Raw genomic sequence first — 23,746 nt, 5'->3', positions numbered from 1 at the left:
TCACCGCAGACCGGGATGGAGCAGCCGCAGCCGCCCGTGCAACGTGAATGCAACCTTCCCAGGCCTACGCTGTGCAACACAAGGACGACGCAGCAAGGACGACGACGTCCGCACGATCGTACGATGGAGCACAAACAATGACCGTTTACGCCCAGCCCGGACAGCCCGATGCCAAGGTGACCTTCAAGGACCGGTACGAGAACTGGATCGGCGGCGAGTGGGTGGCCCCGTGAAGGGCCAGTACTTCGAGAACATCTCCCCCGTCACCGGCAAGGCCTTCTGCGAGGTGGCCCGCGGCACCGCGGAGGACATCGAATTGGCCCTCGACGCGGCCCACAAGATCGCTCCGTCCTGGGGCAAAACCCCGGTGGCAGAACGGGCCGCCGTGCTGAACAGGATCGCGGACCGCATCGACGAGAACCTGGAACTGCTCGCCGTCGCCGAAACCTGGGACAACGGCAAACCGATCCGCGAATGCCTGGCCGCCGATATTCCGCTGGCCGCGGATCACTTCCGCTACTTTGCCAGCGCGGTCCGGGCGCAGGAGGGCCGGCTGTCGCAGCTCGATGACGACACCACCGCCTACCATTATCATGAGCCGCTCGGCGTGGTCGGGCAGATCATCCCGTGGAACTTCCCGATCCTGATGGCCGTCTGGAAGCTGGCCCCGGCGCTGGCCGCGGGCAACGCCGTCGTGCTTAAACCGGCGGAACAGACGCCGACCTCGATTCTGGTGCTGATGGAGCTGATCGACGACCTGCTGCCCGCCGGCGTCCTGAATGTTGTCAACGGGTTCGGCGTCGAGGCCGGCAAGCCGCTGGCCTCCAGCCCGCGGATCCGTAAAATCGCCTTCACCGGCGAAACCACCACCGGGCGGCTGATCAGTCAGTATGCCAGCCAGAATTTGATTCCGGTCACGCTGGAGCTCGGCGGCAAGAGCCCGAATATCTTCTTTGCCGATGTCGCGGACGCCAACGACGCCTTCTATGACAAGGCACTGGAGGGCTTCACACTCTTCGCCTTCAACCAGGGCGAGGTCTGCACCTGTCCGTCCCGGGCGCTGATCCAGGGGTCCATGTACGACTCCTTCATGGCGGACGCGATTGCCCGGACGGAGAAAATCATCCAGGGCAATCCGCTGGACACGAACACCCAGCTCGGCGCCCAGGCTTCCAATGACCAGCTGGAGAAAATCCTCTCCTATCTGGACATCGGCAAGCAAGAGGGCGCCACGCTGCTCACCGGCGGTGCACGGGCAGAGCTCGACGGCGATCTGGCGGAAGGCTACTATGTCCAGCCGACCATCTTCGAGGGCACCAACAACATGCGGATCTTCCGGGAGGAGATTTTCGGTCCGGTGCTCGCGGTGACGCGGTTCAGCGACTACGCAGACGCGCTTCACATCGCCAACGACACGCTGTATGGCCTCGGCGCCGGCGTCTGGTCCCGCAACGGCAATGTCGCGTACCGTGCCGGCCGGGAAATCCAGGCCGGACGCGTCTGGGTGAATAATTATCACGCGTATCCGGCGGGTGCAGCCTTCGGCGGGTACAAGTCCTCCGGTATCGGGCGCGAAAACCACGCCATGATGCTGGACCACTACCAGCAGACCAAGAATCTGCTGGTGAGCTACTCGGAAAACAAGCTCGGCTTCTTCTAAGCGGTGCTGGACCTGCGCAGCGGCTGATCCCGCCGCCGCGCAGGGTCCCGGCGCCCTTGGTACTGCAGGAATAAAACCAACAGGATGCGTTCCATGACAACAGCCCCGCTTGACTCAGCGGTGACCATACCCGGGCGAGCAATCCTCGCGCGTGGCTCTCTCCCCGGTGGCCGTGGAGCTGCTGCTCAAGCTGTGGGACCAGCACGGCCCCCTGATGTTCCACCAGTCCGGCGGCTGCTGTGACGGCTCCTCCCCGATGTGCTTCCCGGCGGGGGAATTCATCACCGGAGACTCGGATGTTCTGCTCGGACGCTTCGAGCTGGCCCAGCCGGCCGGAGCCAAGCCGTTGGACTTCTGGATGTCCAAGGAGCAGTTCAACTACTGGTGCCATACCCATCTGACCGTTGACGTCGTCAAGGGCCGGGGCAGCGGCTTCTCGGTCGAGGCGCCCGAAGGCGTACGGTTCCTGATCCGCTCCCGGCTCGTTGAAGGTTTCGAGCCGACACCCTGACCCGGCGCCGTCGTCAGGCCGCGCACCTGCCGCCGTCGTCCGCCGTCAAGCCGCGCCGTTTCCGCGCGCAATGTCCACGGCCTCCTCGACGCCCCGGGTCCACGGTTCGCCATGACCGGGAAGCCGCAGAGGCTCAGCTCCCGGACACCCTTGATCCGAAGGGCTCCCGCGGCGGTCATAGCCCAGCAAGGCCAAGGACTTCGGGAGCATGGTCCACATCGGGGGCAGCCCGGAGTCAACAATGGTCACCCCGCCCTCGCCCTCAACAAGGTAAAAATTGACGTACCCGTGCGATATCCAGCCGGCGTCCGTCAGCACTGAGCCTACTTAGCAGCAGCCGCTCCGCCAACACCCTGAGCAGCGGCCCCGCGCAGCATGCCGGTGCCGACCTGCGGCTACGCTTGAACGCGTGACTGAACTTCGCCTCATTCTGGCCTCCGCGTCCCCCGCCCGCACCAAGCTTCTCCGTGAAGCCGGCATCACCCACGAGGTGCTGATTTCGGATGTCGATGAGGACGCGGTGACGGCCCGCTACGGCATCACCGATCCGCACGACACGGCCCTGCTCCTGGCCCGGGCCAAGGCGGAGGCCGTCGCGGCTCTCCCGGAGGCCGCGGGCGCGCTGGTGCTCGGCTGCGATTCGGTCTTCGAACTCGACGGTCAGGCGTACGGAAAGCCATACGAGGCCCACGTTGCGCGCGAGCGGCTGACGCTCATGAGCGGCAATTCGGGCGTCCTGCACACCGGCCACTGGTTGGTGGACAACAGGGAGACCGCTGCCGGCGGAGGCTCGGGCGCCACGATCGGGGCGGTCGCCTCCGCTGAGGTTCACTTCGCGGCGATGACGGAGAAGGAAATGGACGCCTATATCGCCACCGGAGAGCCACTGCAGGTGGCTGGCTCCTTCACCATCGACAGCCTGGGCGGCGCTTTTATCACCCGCATCGACGGTGACCCGCACGCCGTCGTCGGGCTGTCTGTGTCCACGCTGCGAAGCCTGCTCGCCAGCGCCGGCGTCGGCATCACCGAACTCTGGCGATAACGCCGCCACACCGCAGGCGAGGCGCGGAACGAGTCGTCACAGTCTACGCATGGGCTATCGGCCCGGAGTGGTTTATAGTCCTCTTATCTTTGGCTCTGCCGCTCCGCACCCGGCACTGAGACTGTCAGAGTGATTTAGGGGAGAAACGATGCTCAATCTATGGATTGCCGCCGCTGCTGACATTGCAGCCATCAGTGTTTTGGTTTTCGCTGTCTACTTCCGCCGCCATTTCCGCCGCGACCTGGTCCTGGCGTATGTGTCCTTGAATGTGGGCATCATGGCGGTGACCATGCTGCTCTCCGGCAACGATGCCGGACTTGGATTGGGCTTGGGGCTGTTCGGTATCCTGTCCATCATCCGGCTCCGCTCGGACACGCTCACCCAGGAAGAGGTCGCGTACTACTTCATGTCGCTCGCGATCGGGCTGATCAACGGACTGCATCCGGATCCCTTCTGGTTCTCACCGTCGGTATCGTTCGCTCTGGTGATGATCATGTTCTTCGCCGATCATCCCCGGTTCGCTGCCAACACCCGGCGCCAGACAGTGACGTTGGATGCGGCGTATCCGGTGGAACAGCAGCTGCACGCTGCCCTCGGGAGGCTGCTGAACGCCAAAATCCTTCGCACCGTGGTGCTCGAGCTGGACACCGTCCGTGACCTCACGGTGGTGGACGTCCGGTTCAGGTCAGCCCCGTCCTGCGCCGTCGATCTGGCCGCCGGTCCGCGTCCGCTGTCCACCCAACTTCTTCTGGAGCCGGACAGGATCCGGCAGTGACGGCCGATCTCGGTTCCCCGACCGTCACCGCGGTGGAGGCCTACCCAATCGGGCAGGCCGCCACGACGGCACAGCCCGACCTGACGGCACAGCCCGACCTGACGGTGCAGCCCGACCTGACGGCACAGCCCGACCGGACGGTGCAGCCCGACAGTTCCAGGTCGCTCCTTGTTCTGGCCGCGGTGACGGCAGAGCGCGACCCGATCCTTTTGAACGAGGTGATGAGCGAGGCGGCTCTGCAGACCCGGGTGGACCGCAAGTTCCTGCTCGCCCCCGACGAGCTCGCCCGACTGGCGGCCTCGCTCGGTCAGGATTTCCGGGCCCTGGAGATCGGCACGCGACGGGTGTTCGAATACGAATCGGTGTATTTTGACACCCCGGAGCTGGAGCAATTTCGGGCTCATCGGCAGGGACGACGCCGGCGCTTCAAGGTGCGCACCCGAACTTATGTGAACAGCGGTCTGTGCATGTTCGAAGTGAAATTCAAAGGTCACCGGGGCGAAACCGTCAAGCACCGGATGCCCTATCGGATGCAGGACAGTTCCGGACTGACGGAAGCGGCGGAGGAATTTTTGGCCGCGCAACTCGAGGCCGACTACGGGCAGACGCTGCCCATCCTTGAACCGTCGCTGAGCACCGACTACACCCGGGGAACCCTGGTAAACCCGCTGACCCGGGAGCGGCTGACCTGCGACGTGGATCTGGTTTTCGGCAACCTGGACCGGACGGTACGGGCTCCCGACCTGGTGGTGGTGGAAACCAAAACGATGGATGGCTTCGGTGTGGCGGATCAGGCGCTGGCCGCCATGGGAATCCGGCCGGTGAGCATGAGTAAATACTGTCTGGGCATCGCCCTGCTCCACCCAGATCTGCCTGCCAACCGGTGGAACCGCCTGCTTCGGGACAGCTTCGGCTGGTGCCGGGAACTGCCAGGGCAAGCGGGCCAGGGTCACTGACGGCAGCAAGTAGTTAATTCTGCTCCTTGGTCAAGGCAGGTTCAGCCCCGCACCCCCTGGTGCCTTGGCTTGACGCCCGAGCGACGGCCACATTGTAGGATACCTACAAACAACACGCCACTCGAGCGCAGAAACGGCATGGTGCTTGGGCGAAAACCTCAAAACCGCGCTAGGCTCCCAAGAGAATAGAAGGAGTCCTGTGTGAGCATTTCACCACCCCCCAACGCTATCGGTCCAGGTACCAAGGTCATGACCAAAGTATTGGTCGCCAACCGCGGCGAGATCGCCGTCCGCATCGTCCGCGCTGCCCGCGACGAAGGAATCGCCTCCGTCGCCGTGTATGCAGAACCGGATCGCGAGGCCCTGCATGTACGGCTCGCGGATGAGGCCTACGCATTGGGCGGCAGCACGGGCGCGGAGTCCTACCTGGTCATCGAGAAGATTCTCGACGCTGCGGCCCGCTCCGGGGCGGACGCCATCCATCCCGGCTACGGCTTCCTCGCCGAGAACGCCAATTTTGCCCGCAAGGTGATCGACGCCGGTCTCATCTGGATCGGCCCGTCACCGGAAGCCATCGCGGCCTTGGGGGACAAGGTGCAGGCGCGGCACATTGCGGAAAAGGTTGGCGCACCGCTGGTCCCGGGGACGAAGGATCCCATCGGTTCGGCCCAGGAAGTGCTCGATTTTGCTGACGAGTTCGGCCTACCGCTGGCCATCAAGGCCGCCTATGGGGGCGGTGGCCGCGGCATCAAGGTGGTACGGGACCGCGGGGAAATCCCGGAGGCCTATGACTCCGCCGTCCGGGAGGCCATCGCGGCATTCGGGCGCGGCGAATGCTTCGTGGAACGGTTCCTGGACTCCCCCCGCCACGTCGAAACCCAGTGCCTCGCGGACGCCGCGGGCAACGTCGTCGTCATTTCCACCCGTGACTGCTCACTGCAGCGCCGCAACCAAAAACTGGTCGAGGAGGCGCCCGCGCCCTTCCTGAGCAAGGACCAGAACGCTCGTCTGTACGAGGCATCCAAGGCCATCCTCAAGGAAGCGCGGTATCAGGGCGCCGGCACGTGCGAATTCCTGGTCGGCACCGACGGCACCATCTCGTTCCTGGAGGTCAACACGCGCCTGCAGGTGGAGCACCCGGTATCCGAGGAGGTGTCCGGTATTGACCTGGTCCGCGAGCAATTCCGGCTGGCCCGCGGCGAGGACCTCGGCTACCCGGATCCGGAAATCCGCGGCCACGCCTTCGAATTCCGCATCAACGGCGAGGATCCCGGCCGCAATTTCATGCCCGCGCCCGGCCGGGTTGAGACGATGAAGCTTCCCACCGGCCCCGGCGTGCGCGTCGATTCGGGCATCGAGGCCGGCGAGGTGATCGGCGGCAACTTCGATTCGCTGCTGGCCAAGCTGATCATCACCGGCGCCAGCCGGGAGCAGGCCCTGCAGCGTGCCGGCCGCGCGCTGGCCGAGATGCACATCACGGGCATGCCTACCGTGCTCCCGTTCCATCGTGCCGTCGTCGCGGACCCGGCCTTCGCGCCGTCGGACGGTTCGCCGTTCACCGTGCACACGCGCTGGATCGAAACCGAATTCAACAACACCATTCCCGCGTTCATCCCTGGCGGTTCCGCGGGCACAAGGTCAGCTGCCGGCACGGGAACGGACGACGACGGCGGCAACCGCCAGCGGGTCACCGTCGAGGTCGGCGGGAAGCGCCTTGAGGTCGTGCTCCCCGCATCCCTGGTGGGCAGCTCCCGGTCCTCTGGTGCCGGGTCATCGGGTGCCAACGGCAAGTCGAAGAAGAAGTCCGCCCGCCGCAGCTCCGCTGCCCCGGCCGCCAACGGAAATTCGCTGACCTCACCGATGCAGGGCACCATCGTCAAGGTGGCCGTTGCGGACGGTGACGTGGTCTCCGAAGGAGATCTGATGGTGGTCCTGGAGGCGATGAAGATGGAACAGCCGCTCACCGCGCACCGCGCCGGCACCGTCACCGGGCTGGCCGCCCTCCCCGGAGATACCGTCTCCGCCGGCGCCGTACTGGCCACCATCGAGGACTGACCCGGGACAATGACCCAAAATGACGGCGATCCCGCAAAATGACGTTACTAGGACCTAGTCATTTTGCGGGATCGCCGTCATTTTCGCGCCGCGGAGCACGGCCATCGCACTGAGGTAGACGCCCGCCAGGAACGTGCTGCCGTGCGCGGCTTGCCAAAGGGCAACGGCAATGAACGGCGCCACCGCTGCGCCCAGGACACTGGACAAGTTGTAGCTGACGGCCGAGCCGGTGTACCGGACATTGGTCGGAAACAACTCCGGCAGCAGCGCACCCATGGGCCCGAAGGTAAGACCACTTGCCGTCTTGGCGGTACACATAGGACCGGCTTTCATGCAGGCCGGACACGCCCGAAGGCCGCCCGACGTTGGGTGAGGATCAGATGAACAATCCTAGGACTGACCGTCCGTTCAGTGGACAAACGTCTCAGCATGCGAGCTTCTTCGGCGGCGCCGGAGCGTGCCTCACCGGGGGAACGCAACGGCGGATAGGTGGATGTCACAGCCCGTTTAGGCCCGGCGTCCGTGCCGGAAACGCACCCTCAGTAACTTGGAGGCGTACCGGAAAGCACCGATAGTGGAGGCCCTTGTGACTGTTGACCGCGTTGACCATCCTACGGCGGCTACCCCAATGGCTGCCTTTCCCGCCCTCGTCTCACGCCCCGGCCGCTGGATCGACAATTGGAGTCCGGAGAACTCCGCCCAATGGGCCGGCCCCGGCCGTGATATTGCCCGACGGAACCTGAACTGGTCCATCGGATGCGAGTTCCTTGGCTTTGTGATCTGGCAGCTGTGGTCGATCGTCGTCATCTTTCTGCCCGCCGCCGGCTTCCGCTTCAGCTCCTCCGAGCTGTTCTGGCTGATCTCCATGCCGTCCCTGGTCGGCGCCACCCTGCGGATCCCCTACACATTTATGGTGGCCCGGTTCGGTGGCCGCAACTGGACGGTCGTTTCCGCTCTATTGCTGCTGCTGCCCGCCACCGGACTGGCATGGTGCGTTGCCGATCCGCGGACACCGTTCGCCGTGATGCTCGGCGTCGCGGCCCTGGCGGGGCTTGGCGGCGGGAACTTTGCCAGTTCGATGGCGAACATTACGTATTTCTTCCCTGTCCGGGAAAAAGGCTGGGCGCTGGGGCTCAACGCTGCCGGCGGGAACCTGGGGGCCGCCGTCGCCCAACTGGCGGTGCCGGTGGTGGTCACCGCCGGCGCCGCAGCCGCCGGTGCCGCCGGCAGCCTCCCGCTGGCCGGCCTGATCTGGATTCCGCTGATCCTGCTCGCGGCGTTCGGTGCATGGAAGTTCATGAACAATATCTCCAGTGCCACGTCCGACATTGCCGGCTCGCTGGCCTGCCTGCGGGAACCGCACCTGTGGGTACTGGCGTTGCTGTACATCGGCACCTTCGGCTCATTTATCGGCTTCTCCGGCGTGTTCCCCAAGCTGCTGGCCGACACGTTCGGTCCCTCCACAGGGTTCACACTGGGTGCGGCGACCATTTCGCTGGCCTTCCTGGGCGCCCTGGTCGGCTCCCTGGTCCGGCCCTACGGTGGCCGGCTGGCTGACCGCTGGGGCGGCGCCCGCATCACGATGGTCTGCTTCGCCGCCTTGGCCGTCATCACACTGGTCCAGGTCTGGACCCTTCCCTTGCACTATTTCGGCATCTTCCTGGGCCTGTTCCTGCTGCTCTTCGCCGCTGCCGGGGCCGGGAACGGATCAACGTACCGTATGATTCCCGTGGTCTTTGCCCTCCGTTCCCGGGACCGTCGCCAGGGCCATGGGACGGACGACGGCGCCGAGGTAAGTTCCGCGCGGAAGGCTTCCGCCGCGCTGGGCATCATTTCCGCCATCGGCGCCTATGGCGGATTCCTGGTCCCGCAGGTGCTCAATGCTTCGCGTACCGCTTCGGGCGGTTACGAGTCCGCATTCTATGGTTTCGTTGCCGGCTACCTGCTGCTGATGGCTGTCACCTGGTTCTGCTATCTGCGGCGGTCCTCGCGCGCCGTTTTGGCCGGTGCCTGATGGGGAGAACAGGCGATCTGCTGCGCAGTACGGACACGCACTGCCCCTACTGTGCTTTGCAGTGTGCCATGACGCTGACGCCGGGCGCGGCCGTTGAAACGGCAGCCGCGGAGTCACTCCCCGACGTTGCCGGACGCGAATTCCCCACCAATCGCGGCGGCCTGTGCCGCAAGGGCTGGACCTCAACCACACTGCTGCAGCATCCGGGGCGGGTCACCGAACCACTGCTGCGCGGCGCGGACGGAGCGCACCGGCCGGTCAGCTGGGACGAGGCGCTGAGCCGTATTGCGGATGCCGTCCGCAGCACGCGCAGGCTGCACGGGCCCGACGGCGTGGCCGTGTTCGGCGGAGGCGGGCTGACCAATGAAAAGGCGTACCAGCTCGGCAAATTCGCCCGCTTGGCCCTGGGAACCTCCCGGATCGATTACAACGGCCGGTTCTGCATGTCCTCCGCCGCCGCCGCGGGTAACCGATCATTCGGACTGGACCGCGGCCTGCCGTTCCCTGTCGCGGATCTGGACGCAGCCGCCACCATCATGCTGCTCGGCTCCAATGTGGCAGACACCATGCCCCCATTCATGGCGCACCTGCAGGGGGCCCGCGACGCCGGGGGCCTAATCGTCGTGGACCCGCGCCGATCTGCCACCGCGGCGTTCACCGCGGACGGCGCCGGCATCCACCTCCAGCCGGTCCCCGCGACGGACCTCACGCTGCTGCTGGGGCTGACCCACATCGTCATCCATGAGGGCCTGGCGGACCACGCCTTCATCAATGCCCGCACCAGCGGCTTCGAGGAAATTTCCCGTAGCGTCGCCGGCTGGTGGCCCGAACGTGTGCAGTCCGTGACTGGCGTCCCCGCAGCCACGCTGCGGAAAACGGCACGGCTGCTCGCGGCGGGGGCTGCCGGAGCAGGCTGCTACATTCTGACCGGGCGCGGCGTGGAGCAGCATGTGGACGGAACGGACACGGCCACGGCTGCCATCAATCTGAGCCTGCTGCTGGGGCTGCCCGGCAGCCCCCGGAGCGGCTACGGAACACTCACCGGACAAGGCAACGGGCAGGGCGGCCGCGAGCACGGCCAAAAGGCCGACCAGCTCCCGGGCTACCGCAAAATCACCGATCCGGCCGCCCGGAAGCACGTCGCCGGGGTCTGGGGCGTCGACGAGGCCCTCATTCCCGGGCCCGGCCTGCCCGCCGTCGAACTCCTCATGAACTTGGGCCAGCCCGGCGGCGTGCGCTGCCTGTTCGTGCACGGCGCCAATGTGGCAGTCTCCGCCCCGGACGCGTCCGCCGTCATCGCCGGACTGCGTCGGCTGGATTTCCTGGTCGTCTGTGATTTCTTCGTCTCTGAGACGGCTGCCGAGGCGGATCTGATCCTACCGGTGACGCAGTGGGCGGAGGAGGAAGGGACGATGACCAATCTTGAGGGACGCGTGCTGCGCCGCCGCGCCGCAGTGACCCCGCCGCCGGGGGTCCGCACCGAATTGTGGATCATGGCCCGGCTGGCCGAGGCGCTCGCTGCACCGTCGACCTTCAGCGCGGACCCGCGGACCGTTTTCGAGGAGCTTCGGCTGGCCTCCGCCGGCGGGGAAGCGTACTGGCCCTTCCCGGCCGGCGGCGCGGGTACGCCCCGGCTGTTCCTGGAGCGTTTTGCGCACGACGACGGTCGCGCGGTTTTGGTGCCCGTCGCGCCACGCGCGGGGGTCGGCAGTGACACCTTCGACATCACGGCTGGCAGCACGACCAATATGCGGGACGACAGCCGGAACGCACCGCGCCCGGGTCTCCACCCGGTACACGGCACGGCGCGCGATGTCCTCTTTGCGGGCCGTTCGCTGGCTCTGGCCACCGGCCGACTACTGGAGCATTACCAATCCGGTGCCCAGACAAGGCGTGTCCCCGATCTTGCCGCCGCCGCACCGGAGGCCCGGCTGGTGATCCATCCGCAAACCGCCGCCGCCCGCGGCATCGCCGACGGCGAACCGGTACGGGTGTCCAACAGCCGCGGCGAGGTGTACTGCAGGGCCCGGATCAGCACCGGGATCCGGCCGGACACCGTCTTCCTGCCGTTCCATTTTCCCGGCCTGCAGAGCGCTAACCTGCTCACCAAAGCCGCCACCGACCCGATTTCCGGCATGCCGGAGTTCAAAACCAGCGCCGTGCTGGTCGAGGCAGTGCTGGTCGAGGCAGTGCTGGTCAAGGCCATGCCGGTCAAGGCCATGCCGGTCAAGGCCGTCGTGCCCGCACCGGCGGGAACGGCTGCACGCAACGGCAGGGTGTCCCGATGAGCCTCGGAAATCTCCGCGACGAAACCGCAGGCGCCGCCCCGGCCGGGACCTCGGCCCCTGGACCGGAACGAATCGTCGTCGTCGGTTTCGGGCCGGTCGCCTCCCGGCTGATCGACGAACTGCTGCCCGCGGTCCGCAGCAACGCCGTGCGCATGCTGGTCATCGGGGAAGAGCCGGACCCGGCCTACAACCGCGTGCTGGTGGCGGAGCTGGGCGTCAACCGGACAACCCAGGAAGCCATCACCGTGGCCGATCCCACGGTTCTGCGGCGCCTGGGTGTGGAGCTGCGGCTGGGCGTCAAGGCGGTCCGGGTCGACCGGGCCCGGCAGCACGTGCTGCTCGACGACGGCGCTACGGCGCGCTATGACAGACTGGTGTTCGCGACGGGCTCGCGGCCGGTGGTGTGACCGGGCGCCGCCGCGTCGTTGTGCTGGGCGCCGGCATTATGGGCCTCGAGGCCGCCCTCGCCGCGGCCGATGAAGGCGCAGAAGTCACCGTGGTCCATCACGGACCGCATCCGCTGGGACGGAACATTGACCGCGGCGGCGGCTTCGTCCTGGCCGCTCAGCTGCGGCGGCGGGGAATCCGGCTTGCCCCAAATGCCCGCTCGACCGGGATCGAAACCACCCGCTCCCCCGCTGACGGCCCCAGCCGCTCTGTTAGGGAAGCCGCCGGGAGCCCTGTTGAGGGCGACGCCGGCAGGGGCGCTTTCGCTGCGCTGCTGCTGGACGACGGCTCGGCCATCGATGGCGACCTGCTGCTGCTCTCCTGCGGTGTCCGGCCACGGATCGAGCTCGCCGCGGGATCCGGACTGCCGACCGGCACCGGCATCCTGGTCGATCACAACCTGCAGGCCCACCACGACGGGCATGTCTTCGCCATCGGCGATTGTGCCGAGGTCCGCTGCACGGATCCCGATTGTGCCTGCTGCCGCAACGCACTCGGGCCCTCCGGCCTGATCGGCCCCGGCTGGCGTCAGGCCGAATGGCTGGCCGCGCACTTGCTGGATCTGACCGGACAGGCCGGTATGCCCTCCGGATCCGCCACCACCGCAGCTGCCGGCGGATCAGCCGTTACCCGCGTGCCGCTGCCGGCCGAAGGGGCGGCCGTCATGCTGCTCAAAGCCCGCGGCGTTGAGGTCGCAACCGCCGGCCAGACTTCGGCGGATCCTTGGGACGACGAACTGATGGAAGCGGGAACCGCCCCCGGTCGGCCCCGCCTGCAGGTGGCCCAATGGGCCGATCCGGAACACGGCCGCTATGTGAAGATGAGCACCCGCGGCGGCGTGCTGACCGGACTGGTTTGTGTGGGCATGCCCCGCACAGCAGCAGAGCTGGTGCTGCTCTTTGAACGCGGTTCCGAACTCCCGGCAGATCGCTCCAGCCTGCTGCGGTTGGATGGCCCGGAACAATTGCTGGCCGATTCCTCCGGCGTGTCCGATCCCGAGGCAACCGTCTGCCGATGCGCCGGAGTCAGCCGGGCCAGCATCGAGGCCGCCGTGCTGGGCGGTTGCGGCACCCTGGCCGACGTTTCCGGAAGCACACGGGCCGGCACCGGCTGCGGCGGCTGCCATTCGGACGTCCGTCGACTCATCGAGCAGCATTTCCAGCCGGCCCCCGCCTAACGCCCGTGTAGGCAGCCACACCGCAGGCTAGACCCTAATCTCCACGAAACCGTTCACCAGCCGGGTGCTGTAGGTGGCCAGCCGCAGCGTTGGGATGCCGAAGCACTCGCCCGTCCGCAGATCGTAGACCTCTTTATGCAGGGGTGAGGCGATGGTTGGCCGGGTCCCACGCGAGCCGACAATACCGCGGGCCATCACGTGCGCCGCCGTCGCCGGATCTTCATGGGCGACGGCGAAGACCTGGCTGCCGCCGGTGCGGAACAGCGCCACGTGGCTTCCGTCCACCAGTGCGGCTTCGCCCCAGGATTCGTCCAGGTCGCTCAGCGGACAGACCCGGTACCAGACAGGGTCTTTGACTAAATCGGGGTCTTTGACCAAATCCGGGTCTTTGACCGGATCCGCATCGATGCGGCGCCCCGCATAACTGGCGGGCTGGCCCCCGGAACCGGTTTTTGCAACGGCTTCAATTACGGCTATGGACATCGGGGGCTCCTCATACTTGTCATGCTCGTTCCTGCCATCGGTTTCTCCATGCTGGCTGTCCCCTGTTTCCGGCACCGGCCGGGCATGTATCCGACAGGTAAAACAGACGTCACCGGCATCGAAACGGTCCCGTGATGCGGAAGTTAAGTTCGCGAAACAATGGGGAAACGGAAGGGAAACTGACCCGTCCTAGGCTGGAATGACACGATGCGGGGTCCACCTGCAGACCGTTGGAAGGGCTACGCCATGACCGCAGACTCGTCACCCGCTAAGACGCCGCGACGGATCGTGGTGGCCGGAGGCGGTCCCGCGGCGCACCGCTTCGCCGACGCCATGCATGCGCGCTGCCTGGACGGCTGGGACATCACGGTACTCGCCGAAGAGGTGCACCTGCCCTACGACCGGGTGGCGTTGAGCAAGGCCCTGACGGACGACGGCGCCGACCTCACCCTGGGGAAGGTCGCCATGTGGGAGCACCCGGCCCTTCGGTTGCGCGGCGGTGAGCGTGCCGTCCGGATCGATACGGCCAACCGCATCGTCCACACCCGCGCCGCTCCCGCAGCCGGGCCGGCCGCCGCGGATGCCCCGGCTGATGCCGCCGCGGCCGCCGCGTATAGCTACCCCTATGACGAGCTGGTGATCGCCACCGGTTCGGATGCCGCCCGGCTGCCCATCCCGGGGGAGGAATTCAGCCACGTATACCGCACGCTCGATGACGTCTGGTTCCTTAGTCAGGAGGTGCGCCGGCTGGCGCAGGCCCTGGGGCGACAGGTCAATGCCACGGTGATCGGCGGTGGGCTGCTGGGCCTGGAGGCGGCCGCCGGCCTGCAACAGCTCGGCGTCCGCTCCTCGGTCATTAACGGCGCGCCCTGGTTGATGAACACCCAGCTCGATGAGGGTGCCGGCCAGGCGCTGGGCCGGCTGATCGCCGCAAAGGGCCTGTCCGTGCATGGCGGCGTCTTCCCCGCCAGTATCCGGACCGATCCCGCTGGCACCGTCACGGGTGTGCAGATGGCCGATGACCGCGTCATCGAGGCTGATCTGGTGGTGGTGGCGATCGGCGTCAAGCCCCGGGATGAGCTGTTCCGGGACGACAGCGCCGGCGGCGATCCCGGCCGGGCCGGTTTCCCCGCCGGCCAGGGCTTCGAGCTGGGCCCGCGCGGCGGCGTGGTGATCGGAGAGGATTGTGCCACCACGGTGTCCAACGTCTGGGCGATCGGGGAGGTCGCGAACTTCGGCGGCATGTGCCTGGGCCTGGTGGCCCCGGCCACTACGATGGCCGAGATCGTCGCGAACCGACTGCACGGCGGCGCCGCAACTTTCCCAGGCTTCGACACCGCAACAAAGCTCAAGCTTTCCGGCGTCGACGTCGCCAGCTTCGGCGACGCCTTTGGCCGCACCGAAAGCAGCCTGGAAATCGTCTACGCCGACCCCGCGCGCGGCATCTACCAGAAGATCGTCACCACCGATGATGCCAAGACGCTGCTGGGCGGCATCTTCGTCGGCGATGCCACCCCGTACACCAGCCTGCGCCCGCTGCTGGGCCGCGCCCTTCCCGCCGAGCCCGGAGCGTATCTTTCCGCCGCCGGCGGCGATGCCCCGGAAACGGAGTTGCCCGACGATGCGATCCTTTGCTCGTGCAACAACGTCCCGGCCGGCACCATCCGGGACGCCGTGCACGCGACCGGCTGCTGCGAGGGAAACGGACCCGTCCAGGACGTGCCGGGTTTGAAGGCCTGCACCCGGGCCGGCACCCAGTGCGGTTCCTGTGTACCGCTGTTGAAGAAGCTGCTGGAGAGCGAGTTGACCAAGTCCGGCGTCGCCGTCTCCAAAGCGCTCTGCGAGCACTTTGGCATGTCCCGGGCGGGGCTGTTCGAGGCCGTGCGCGCCCTGGAGCTGACCTCTTTCGAGCAGATCCTGGCCCGCTTCGGCACGGTCGAGCCGGCCGCCGGCAGCGCCGGCTGCGACATCTGCAAGCCCACGGTGGCCTCCATCCTGGCCAGCCAGCACAGCGCCTACGTGCTCGACGACGGCCGCGGTGCGCTGCAGGACACCAATGACCGGGCGCTGGCGAATATGCAAAAGGACGGCACCTACTCGGTGGTCCCGCGCATCCCCGGCGGTGAAATCACGCCCGAGAAACTCGGCGTGATCGCCCAGGTGGCACAGGATTACGGTCTCTACACCAAGATCACCGGCGGCCAGCGGATCGATCTCTTCGGTGCCCGGCTGGAGCAGCTGCCGGATATCTGGAAGATCCTGGTGGAGGCCGGCTTCGAATCCGGCCAGGCCTACGGCAAGTCCCTGCGCACGGTGAAGTCCTGCGTCGGGTCTACCTGGTGCCGCTTCGGTGTGCAGGACGCGGTGTCCATGGCGATCAACCTGGAGCTGCGTTACCGCGGGCTGCGCAGCCCGCACAAACTCAAGATGGGCGTCTCCGGTTGTGCCCGCGAGTGCGCGGAGGCGCGCGGCAAGGACGTCGGCGTGATCGCCACGGCGGACGGCTGGAACCTTTATGTCGGCGGCAACGGCGGCGCACAGCCCGCGCATGCGCAGCTGCTCGCCAAGGACCTCGATGACGCCACCTTGATCAGTTACATCGACCGCTACCTGATGTACTACATCCGCGTCGCGGACCGGCTGCAGCGCACGGCACGCTGGCAGGAAGAGCTCGACGGCGGCCTCGCCCATGTGGTCGACGTGGTGATCAACGATTCGCTGGGCATCGCCGCAGATCTGGAAACCGCGATGGAACGGCATGTGGGTAACTACGAGGATGAATGGGCCGCCACACTGGCGGACCCGGATCGGCTGCGCCGCTTCCGCTCCTTCGTCAATGCCCCCACCACCGCCGATGACTCCATCGCCTTCGTCCCCGAGCGCGGCCAGATCCGGCCCGCCACGCCGGCCGAGAAGCAGAGCGTGCTGATCGCCACCAGCATCGGCATCCGCCCCGGCGGCTTCGCAACCTCCCCGGACGGAGCCTGACATGGACCTGGACGCCGATCTCACTGGACAATCCGTGCTGATCACCGGTTCCGCCGTCGCAGCGCGGCGTGCCGTGCGGCGCTACCGAGCGGCTGCCGCGGACGTGCGCACCGTCGACTGCCCGGCGAATTTCCGCACCTCGGTCTTGGACGAGGTGCTTCTCGTCGTGGCCGTGGACGACGGCGATCCCGGCTGGGCTCCTTTGGTGCAAGCCTGCCGGCTGCACAGCGTCCTGCTGGTCCGTGAGCAGGCCGCCAGTCCCGGCCGCCACATCGCCTTGGTGGGTGGCGGACCCGGGCCGGCCGATCTGCTCACGGTGCGCGGCCGCGGCGCCCTGCGCGAGGCCGACGTGGTCTTTTACGACCGGCTGGGACCGGTCGCCGACCTGGACCAGCTGGCCCCCGGCGCGCAGCTCATCGATGTCGGCAAAACGCCCGGCCACCACCCCGTCAGCCAGACCGACATCCAGGCGCAGATGATCGCGAGCGCCCGGATGGGCAACCGCGTGGTCCGGCTCAAGGGCGGCGATCCGTACGTCTTCGGCCGCGGCGGAGAGGAAGTCGCGGCCTGCGCGGAGGCCGGCATCCCCGTCACCGTGGTGCCCGGTGTCAGCAGCGCCATCTCCGTCCCCGGCGCCGCCGGTATCCCGGTCACGCACCGCACGGTCAGCCACCTCTTCACCGTCGTCTCCGGCCACGCACCGCTGACCGACCCCGAACTGGAACACCTGGCGGGACTGGGCGGGACCATCGTGGTGCTGATGGGCATCGGCACGCTGCCGCAGCTCACGAACGGTCTGCTCCAGGCGGGCCTGCGCCGGGACATGCCAGTCGCCGTCGTCGAACGCGGTTTCAGCCCGCACCAGCGCACCACCATCTCAGATTTGAGTAACATTGTCAGTGCAGCATCCAAGTGCAGCAACCCGGCCGTGGTGGTGATCGGTGAGGTGGTTGCCGTGGGGCGGGCCGCCGGCGTGCAGAGCGAAATCGCCGATTTAACGGCCGCCATGCTGCGGTCATGAGGGAGATGCAATTGTCCAAACACGACGATCCGGCAGCCGCCGAATCAAGCCCGGTCGGGTCAACAGCAGGGTCAATGCTGGGGCCAACACTGACCGACCCAACACTGACCGATCCTGGACCGACCGCTTCAGCAGCGCCCGACGTAGATCACTCGGCGGGCGCCGCGGAACTGGCGTTGACCGGATTCCGCGTCGGCGTGACCTCGCACCGGCGGTCCCGGGACCTGATCGAGGCGCTGGAGCGGCGCGGCGCCGACGTTTTGTACGCCCCGGCCCTGAAAATCGCACCAGTGGAGGAAGACCTGCCGCTGGCCGAGGACACCCTGGCCATCATCGCCGCCCGGCCGGATATCCTGATCGTGACCACCGCCTACGGCATGCGGCGCTGGTGCGAGGCCGCGGACGCCTCGGGCATCGGGGAAGAGCTGCTCGGCACCCTGGGGAACTGCCGGATTTTCGTCCGCGGCCCCAAGGCCCGGGGAGCCGTACGCGCGGCCGGCCTTAATGACGTCGGCATCAGCAGCGACGAAACCACGGCCACCCTGGTCGATCTGGTGTACGCCGAGGGGGTCAGAGACGGCGGGCCCCCACTGGCCGGGAAGACCATAGCCGTGCAGCTGCACGGCTACACCGATGTGAAGCAGCTCGACCGGCTGCGCGCTGCCGGGGCCACCGTGCTGACGGTTACGCCCTACCGCTGGGTCCGGCCGGAAGGCGAGGACCTGCTGCCCAAACTCATCGACGCGGTCTGCCAGCAGGAATTGGATGTTGTCACCTTCACCAGCGCCCCGGCCGTGGACGCCCTCTGGAGCACAGCACATGAAATGGGCAGGTACCATGCGCTCATCGACAGTTTCAAGACCTCGGTGGTAGCCGCCGCCGTTGGGCCCGTCACTGCCAAACCCCTGCTGGACGCCGGCATCACTGCGCTCATTCCGGAGCGGTTCCGGATGGGCGCCCTGATCCGTCTGGTCTGCGAGCATTTGGAACGGACCGGTGTCCGGACGCTGCAGACCCAGGCCGGCCAGCTGGAATTGCGCGGGCGTGCGCTGCGCGTCAACGGTATGCCGGTGGAGCTGGCGCCCGCTCCGCTGCTCCTTGTTCGTGCCCTGCTGGAGGCCGGCGGTTCAGTGCTCCCCCGTGACACTCTGGTCAGACTGTTGGATCAGCGTGGTGCCGAGCACGCGTTGGACATGACGGTCAGCCGGCTGCGGGCCGCTCTCCCGGACGCCGCCATGATCGAAACTGTTCTCAAGCGCGGCTACCGGCTCCGCGTCTGACCCGTGCCGCGTCTTGGCGTCCCGTCGCTAAGGCTTGGCGTCGTCGTCGCGGCTCCGCGCCGTCGCCCGCCGGCTTCCCATCGCCAAGGCTTGGCTTCCCGTCACTACTGCTTGGCGTCGTCGCCCGTGGACGTCGTCGTGGTCGGGCCGCCGTCAACATCGTCGTCCTCCCCTTCCGCCGCAATCTGTGAATGCCGGCGGTCATCCGTGTCTTGGTCGTCCCCTTCCTCACCTTCCGCGGGCGCCTGCCCGTGCACCCGGTCCGCATCTTGTCCCGCTTCATTCCGTTCCATCACATTCTCCTTGCGCATCACGATTCTTCACGGCCGGAAGTTGCTGTTTAGCCTTCATCAGCGCTGTTAAATTCCAGTCCGCAGCGCCTTAACAAGCATACTTAGTGTTAGCGTTGAAGGACCGCTTTGCCCACGGGTTTCAGGTCGGGGCTTGTTCGAAACTCCGGGGCCCCGGCTGAGCATGATGAGGAGGAATCCGCCATGGCCGAACGAGGCAGCAGCAAACACGGCGCCAGGCTCGACGACGAGATGAAGCAGGAAGCCCAGAGCATGACGAAGGGTCATCGGGCGGCCCATGTCGAAGAGGGCCGCGAATCCGAGCCGTTCCCGGACAGCACAGACGGCGCCGAGGTTCAGCAAGCCATTGGCCTGACCGCAGATCCGGAGGAGGAAGAGGAAGCGTGAGCCGGTATGACCAGACGGACCGCCGCGCAGTGGGCACTGCCGCAGGATAATCCGGACCCGGAAATTGAGGTCTTGATCCCCACCCGGGGCCGGCCCGCCGAGTTGGCCGTGGTCTTGGCCGGCTTGGCTGCCCAGGACGAGCCGGACTTTTCTGTGATCATCAGCGACCAAAGCGACGCGACGGTGGACTGGGGGCACCCCGCTGTTGCCGCCATGATCCGCGTCCTGCGGGCCCAGGGCCGCGCGGTGCGAACCAGCAGGCACCGGCCGCGCCGCGGCATGGCAGAACACCGCCAGTACCTGCTGGGTCTGGCCGTGGCACGCCGCGAACTCTTTCTGGACAACGACGTTTGGCTTGAACCCAACTCCATGAACCGTATGAATGAGGCGCTGCAGGATCTGGGCTGCGGTTTCGTCGGCATGGCGGTTCAGGGCCTGAGCCACCTGGCGGACATCCGGCCCGATGAGCAGACCGCTTTTGAACCATGGGAGGGTCGGGTGCACCCGGAGCGGATCCGCCGCGCGGAACCGTCCTTCCGGCGATGGCCCCTGCATAATGCTGCCAACCCCGCCCACATGGCCGCCTCCCTAAAGCTTGGTCCGGATCAGTGGCTTGCCTACAGGATCGCGTGGGTTGGTGGCTGTGTGCTCTTTGACCGCCTGGCGCTGGTGGCCTGTGGAGGCTTTGAATTCTGGCCGCTACTGCCCCTGGACCATTCAGCCGAAGACGTGGCGGCGCAGTGGAAAGTCATGGATGTATGCGGCGGCGCGGCGATGCTGCCATCCGGTGCCGTGCATCTGGAATCCCCGACCACTGTCCCGGAACGGCGGGTGGAAGCCTTCGACGTGGTCTTCCCTCCCGATGGATCTTCTCCAGGCAAGCCCTCTTCAGACATCCCAATACGGGACAGCACCCATGCAGCCGAACACCTCTGAAAGGCAAATATCATGTCCAATTCACCCAACCCGATTCAGATCCAGAAGTTCCTCGGCGGCATTGACTACCCGGCGAGCCGCGCCAAACTAGTCAGCAAGGCCGAGGACTCCGGTGCAGACGAGCCCGTCCTTGAAGCCCTGCGCAATATACCGGACCGGGAGTTCAACGGCCCCAATGCGGTCAGCCAGGCCGTGTCAGAAGGCTCAAAAGATGTTTGAGAAACTGACCACCGCCCACGAATTGTTCATTTTCAAGCTGGGCTCGGCTCTCAGCATGGAGCAGGACTCGCTGCAGATGCTCGAGGACCTGACCAGCAGGGCGCAGCGGGTGGAACTCAAGGAACTGCTGGAGGAACACACCGCAGAAACCCGCCAGCAACTCGCCAACCTGCAACGCGCCTTTGAGCTCCTCGGCGAAGATATTGATGATTCCCCGTCGCCAACCACTGCGGGACTTGCCAAGGAGGGAAAGACCACCCTGCGGAAAACCATTCCGCAACTGGCGGACCAGGTAATCCTGGCCGGCGCGCTGGAGACCGAACACTATGAGATCGCGGTGTACGAGACGCTGATTGCCGCAGCGCTGGCGGAAGGCAGGACCGAGCTGGTCTCTATCTTTGAGCAGAATCTCGGCCAGGAGAAAGCCGCGGCGGAAAAGCTTCGTGCCGCCTCCCGCGAAGTCGCGGCCCAGGGGCCGGTGCATTCGCCGGAAGACGAGACGATCTGACCGGAAGGGAACCCGCCTTCATCTGCCCCGAGGCTCACGGCCGTATCTCGCAGGGAGTCTGCGGTGTCATCTGGGCGGAGTCGGCGGTGTTCTGGGCCGTCGATTGTGTGCCGTGGATATGGATGGGTGCCACGGGAATTCCCATGGCACTCATCCATATCCACGGCATCCGGCTGAAAACAGCGGTATGTCTCGTGCTCAAACGCCGTGAGGCGCTACATATGGACGTGCAGGCGCCGCGCAGCCTCGGAAATCGACCCGCTGAGCGACGGGTAGACGGTGAACGTGCTGGCCACGTCGTCCACGTGCAGCTTCTGCGTCACGGCGAGCGCGATCGGGAAGATCAATTCGGAGGCGCCGGGACCCACCACGACGCCGCCAATCACGGTGCCGGAGCCCTTGCGCGCAATGATCTTGACGAACCCGTCCTTGAAATTACGCATCTTGGCGCGGGCGTTGGTGCGCAGCGACAGCTTAACCACGTCGCCCTGGTACTTACCGGAGGCCAGATCCGCCTCGGACACCCCCACTGAAGCAATTTCCGGCGAGGTGAAGATATTGGAGGAAACCTGCAGCAGTTTCAGCGGCCGTACGCCGTCACCGAGCAGATGCGCCACGGCGATCCGGCCCTGCATGGCCGCCACCGAGGCCAGGGCGAACACTCCCGTGCAGTCGCCCGCCGCGTAAACGTTGGACGCCGTCGTCCGGGAGACGCCGTCGACCTTAATATGGCCGCCCTCGGTGAGGGCAACGCCGGCCTCTTCGAGCCCGATTCCCGCGGTATTGGGGATAGAGCCGACGCAGACCAGGCAGTGGCTGCCGGTCACCTTCCGGCCGTCGCCGAGGGTCACGACGACGCCGTCCTCGGTCCGGTCGACGGCGGCGGCTCTGGAGCGGGAGAGCACGGTCATCCCGCGGCGCTCGAAAACATTTTCCAGCACCTGCGCGGCATCCGAGTCCTCCCCCGGCAGCACCTGGTCGCGGCTGGAAATCAGTGTGACCTTGGAGCCCAGCCCATTGTAGGCGGAAGCAAATTCCGCCCCTGTCACCCCGGATCCCACCACGATCAGCTCCGGCGGTACCTCCTGCAGGTGGTACAGCTGTGTCCAGTTAAGGATCCGCTCGCCGTCCGGCTTGGCCGTGGGCAGTTCGCGCGGGTGCGCCCCGACGGAGACCAGAATCGCGTCCGCCTTGATCGTTTCGGTGCTGGCGTCAGCCCCCTCGCCGGTTGTCGCTTCGATCGTATTGTTGTCCAGTATCCTGCCGGTGCCCGGAATAATCCGCACGCCGACCCGCTCCAGGCCAGCGTGGATGTCCGCGGATTGTTCGCCGGCCAGGCGCAGCACGCGCTCGTTGACCGCCTTGAGGTCAGCGCGCATCAGCGGCACGTAATCGCCCTCGTCATCGACGTCGAAGCGCACGCCCAGCGCGGCCGCGTCGGTCATCCGGGTCATCGTGTCCGCCGTCGCGATCAGCGTCTTGGATGGGACGACGTCGGTCAGCACCGCGGAGCCGCCGAGGCCGGCCCGCTCCACGATGGTCACCTGCGCGCCCAGGGAGGCGGCAACGATCGCGGCCTCGTACCCGCCGGGGCCGCCGCCCAGAATCGCGATGCTCGGAGCGGACTGGGTGGAAAAAAGATTATGTTGGCTGGTCACAGTAGTTCATTCTCGCCTATCGCGGCCATCCTCACCAAGCCGGTAGGTTATTCTAATGCACACATTTGAATCCCCCGCTGCCCCTGAACCCGCCGCCGATGCCCGCGACGCTGACGCATTAAGGCCGACGACGGCGGCTCCCGGCGCTGCTGCGGCAGAGCCGTTCGCTGCGGTCCCGACCGGCACGGATCCCTTCGAGCTGGCGCGGGCGGCGGCGGACTACATTTCGGAGCATACCGGGGTTGCCACGCACGACATCGCTTTGGTGCTCGGCTCCGGCTGGGGCGAGGCCGCCGGATTGATCGGCGAAACCACCGCCACCCTCAACGCGACGGACATCCCGGGCTTCTCCGCGCCTGCGGTGGCAGGCCATGTGGGGACCGTCCGCTCCATCCTGACACCGACCGGCAAACGTGCCCTGGTGCTGGGTGCGCGCACCCACTTTTACGAGGGCAAGGGCGTGCGTGCCGTGGTGCACGGCGTCCGGACCGCCGCTGCCGCCGGGGCCGCCACCCTGGTGCTGACCAACGGCTGCGGCGGTCTCAACGAGGCCTGGGACCCGGGCACTCCCGTGCTGATCAGCGACCACATCAACCTCACGGCCGCGTCCCCGCTGGAAGGCGCCACCTTCGTGGACCTCACCGATCTCTATTCCGCCCGGCTGCGTGCACTGGCTCGCGAAGTGGACCCGAAGCTGGATGAAGGTGTCTACGCGCAATTCGCCGGTCCGCATTACGAGACCCCTGCAGAGGTCCAGTACGCCAAGCGGATCGGGGCGGATCTGGTGGGAATGTCCACCGCTCTGGAGGCGATCGCCGCCCGGCACGCGGGGATGGAGGTCTTCGGGATTTCGCTCGTCACCAACCTCGCGGCCGGGATCAGCCCGGTCCCCCTCGACCATCAGGAAGTGCTGGCAGCGGGCCACGCCGCCGGGCCGCGGATCTCCCGGCTGCTGGCGGACATCATCGCCCGGCTGTAGCGCGGCTTCCGCCGTGCCCCCGTACGCCGGCGGACCGTTCTGCGCACCTCC

Annotated in this window: 18 protein-coding genes and 4 pseudogenes; 17 read left to right on the top strand and 5 right to left on the bottom strand. The window is 66.7% G+C overall.

What is annotated here, in order from left to right:
* The first annotated feature begins 137 nt into the window (after nucleotides 1–137).
* A pseudogene (exaC, locus tag ACLLJI_RS04520) lies at nucleotides 138–1,660 on the top strand (acetaldehyde dehydrogenase ExaC).
* Nucleotides 1,661–1,753: 93 nt separating this feature from the next.
* Nucleotides 1,754–2,171, top strand: a pseudogene (locus ACLLJI_RS04515) (DUF779 domain-containing protein).
* A 45-nt stretch (nucleotides 2,172–2,216) separates the two neighbouring features.
* On the opposite strand, the gene ACLLJI_RS04510 reads toward ACLLJI_RS04515, so the two are convergent.
* Complete coding sequence (locus ACLLJI_RS04510) at nucleotides 2,217–2,489, bottom strand: hypothetical protein (protein ID WP_434618421.1); 273 nt, start codon at nucleotides 2,487–2,489, stop codon at nucleotides 2,217–2,219.
* Between the two features lie 91 nt (nucleotides 2,490–2,580).
* Between ACLLJI_RS04510 and ACLLJI_RS04505 the strand changes: the two genes are divergently transcribed.
* The 4 genes from ACLLJI_RS04505 to ACLLJI_RS04490 all read left to right on the top strand — a co-directional run bounded on the left by ACLLJI_RS04505 (nucleotide 2,581) and on the right by ACLLJI_RS04490 (nucleotide 6,999).
* The gene (locus tag ACLLJI_RS04505; RefSeq protein WP_434618418.1) at nucleotides 2,581–3,213 is read left to right on the top strand and encodes a Maf family protein; all 633 of its coding nucleotides are present in this window, start codon (nucleotides 2,581–2,583) and stop codon (nucleotides 3,211–3,213) included.
* Between the two features lie 148 nt (nucleotides 3,214–3,361).
* Nucleotides 3,362–3,988 (top strand): DUF4956 domain-containing protein, encoded by a 627-nt coding sequence (locus tag ACLLJI_RS04500; RefSeq protein ID WP_283559930.1) that lies wholly within the window; start codon nucleotides 3,362–3,364, stop codon nucleotides 3,986–3,988.
* Entirely contained in the window at nucleotides 3,985–4,944 is a 960-nt protein-coding gene (locus ACLLJI_RS04495) for a polyphosphate polymerase domain-containing protein (RefSeq protein WP_434618415.1), read from the top strand. Before ACLLJI_RS04500 ends, ACLLJI_RS04495 begins: the two co-directional genes overlap by 4 nt.
* A gap of 249 nt (nucleotides 4,945–5,193) precedes the next feature.
* Nucleotides 5,194–6,999 (top strand): acetyl/propionyl/methylcrotonyl-CoA carboxylase subunit alpha, encoded by a 1,806-nt coding sequence (locus ACLLJI_RS04490; protein WP_434621204.1) that lies wholly within the window; start codon nucleotides 5,194–5,196, stop codon nucleotides 6,997–6,999.
* A gap of 54 nt (nucleotides 7,000–7,053) precedes the next feature.
* Here ACLLJI_RS04490 and ACLLJI_RS04485 read toward each other — a convergent pair.
* Nucleotides 7,054–7,302, bottom strand: a pseudogene (locus ACLLJI_RS04485) (MFS transporter); the annotation flags it as partial.
* A gap of 325 nt (nucleotides 7,303–7,627) precedes the next feature.
* Here ACLLJI_RS04485 and ACLLJI_RS04480 point away from each other — a divergent pair.
* From ACLLJI_RS04480 to ACLLJI_RS04470, 3 genes and pseudogenes are all read left to right on the top strand, one after another.
* A complete protein-coding gene (locus ACLLJI_RS04480) occupies nucleotides 7,628–9,013 on the top strand; it encodes an MFS transporter (protein ID WP_434621201.1) in 1,386 nt (461 codons plus the stop codon).
* 17 nt (nucleotides 9,014–9,030) lie between these two features.
* Nucleotides 9,031–11,301 carry a molybdopterin oxidoreductase family protein gene (locus tag ACLLJI_RS04475; protein WP_434621198.1) on the top strand — a complete coding sequence of 757 codons (2,271 nt, stop codon included), beginning with the start codon at nucleotides 9,031–9,033 and terminating at the stop codon, nucleotides 11,299–11,301.
* 71 nt (nucleotides 11,302–11,372) lie between these two features.
* Nucleotides 11,373–12,925: pseudogene (locus ACLLJI_RS04470) on the top strand (FAD-dependent oxidoreductase).
* A gap of 27 nt (nucleotides 12,926–12,952) precedes the next feature.
* Here the strand turns inward: ACLLJI_RS04470 and nirD are convergent.
* Entirely contained in the window at nucleotides 12,953–13,408 is a 456-nt protein-coding gene (gene nirD, locus ACLLJI_RS04465) for a nitrite reductase small subunit NirD (RefSeq protein ID WP_434618412.1), read from the bottom strand.
* 246 nt (nucleotides 13,409–13,654) lie between these two features.
* On the opposite strand from nirD, the gene nirB reads away from it, so the two are divergent.
* The 3 genes from nirB (at nucleotide 13,655) to ACLLJI_RS04450 (ending at nucleotide 18,697) form a co-directional block, all read left to right on the top strand.
* Nucleotides 13,655–16,396, top strand: coding sequence for a nitrite reductase large subunit NirB (gene nirB / locus ACLLJI_RS04460; RefSeq protein ID WP_434621195.1), 2,742 nt, complete (start codon nucleotides 13,655–13,657; stop codon nucleotides 16,394–16,396).
* Between the two features lies 1 nt (nucleotide 16,397).
* Entirely contained in the window at nucleotides 16,398–17,417 is a 1,020-nt protein-coding gene (gene cobA, locus ACLLJI_RS04455; RefSeq protein ID WP_434618409.1) for a uroporphyrinogen-III C-methyltransferase, read from the top strand.
* Nucleotides 17,418–17,491: 74 nt separating this feature from the next.
* Complete coding sequence (locus tag ACLLJI_RS04450; protein WP_434621192.1) at nucleotides 17,492–18,697, top strand: uroporphyrinogen-III synthase; 1,206 nt, start codon at nucleotides 17,492–17,494, stop codon at nucleotides 18,695–18,697.
* Nucleotides 18,698–18,801: 104 nt separating this feature from the next.
* Here ACLLJI_RS04450 and ACLLJI_RS04445 read toward each other — a convergent pair whose 3' ends face one another.
* A complete protein-coding gene (locus ACLLJI_RS04445) occupies nucleotides 18,802–18,990 on the bottom strand; it encodes a hypothetical protein (RefSeq protein ID WP_434618407.1) in 189 nt (62 codons plus the stop codon).
* A gap of 201 nt (nucleotides 18,991–19,191) precedes the next feature.
* On the opposite strand from ACLLJI_RS04445, the gene ACLLJI_RS04440 reads away from it, so the two are divergent.
* From ACLLJI_RS04440 to ACLLJI_RS04425, 4 genes are read left to right on the top strand one after another with little or no spacing between them, the layout of a single operon-like run.
* Nucleotides 19,192–19,395, top strand: a complete 204-nt coding sequence (locus ACLLJI_RS04440; RefSeq protein ID WP_434618404.1) for a hypothetical protein — start codon at nucleotides 19,192–19,194, stop codon at nucleotides 19,393–19,395.
* A gap of 6 nt (nucleotides 19,396–19,401) precedes the next feature.
* On the top strand, nucleotides 19,402–20,331 hold the full coding sequence (locus ACLLJI_RS04435) for a glycosyltransferase family 2 protein (RefSeq protein WP_434618402.1): 930 nt from the start codon (nucleotides 19,402–19,404) through the stop codon (nucleotides 20,329–20,331).
* A gap of 12 nt (nucleotides 20,332–20,343) precedes the next feature.
* A complete protein-coding gene (locus ACLLJI_RS04430) occupies nucleotides 20,344–20,550 on the top strand; it encodes a DUF2795 domain-containing protein (RefSeq protein WP_434618399.1) in 207 nt (68 codons plus the stop codon).
* On the top strand, nucleotides 20,543–21,058 hold the full coding sequence (locus ACLLJI_RS04425) for a ferritin-like domain-containing protein (RefSeq protein ID WP_434618396.1): 516 nt from the start codon (nucleotides 20,543–20,545) through the stop codon (nucleotides 21,056–21,058). The genes ACLLJI_RS04430 and ACLLJI_RS04425 overlap by 8 nt, the downstream gene beginning before the upstream one ends.
* A gap of 215 nt (nucleotides 21,059–21,273) precedes the next feature.
* Here ACLLJI_RS04425 and ACLLJI_RS04420 read toward each other — a convergent pair whose 3' ends face one another.
* Nucleotides 21,274–22,629 carry an NAD(P)H-quinone dehydrogenase gene (locus tag ACLLJI_RS04420; RefSeq protein WP_434621189.1) on the bottom strand — a complete coding sequence of 452 codons (1,356 nt, stop codon included), beginning with the start codon at nucleotides 22,627–22,629 and terminating at the stop codon, nucleotides 21,274–21,276.
* A 142-nt stretch (nucleotides 22,630–22,771) separates the two neighbouring features.
* Between ACLLJI_RS04420 and ACLLJI_RS04415 the strand changes: the two genes are divergently transcribed.
* A complete protein-coding gene (locus tag ACLLJI_RS04415) occupies nucleotides 22,772–23,695 on the top strand; it encodes a purine-nucleoside phosphorylase (protein WP_434618393.1) in 924 nt (307 codons plus the stop codon).
* Nucleotides 23,696–23,746: the final 51 nt, after the last annotated feature.

It is taken from the genome of Arthrobacter sp. A5 (genome assembly GCF_051131705.1).
GTDB lineage: Bacteria > Actinomycetota > Actinomycetes > Actinomycetales > Micrococcaceae > Arthrobacter_M.
This window is presented reverse-complemented; position numbering and strand designations above follow the sequence as displayed.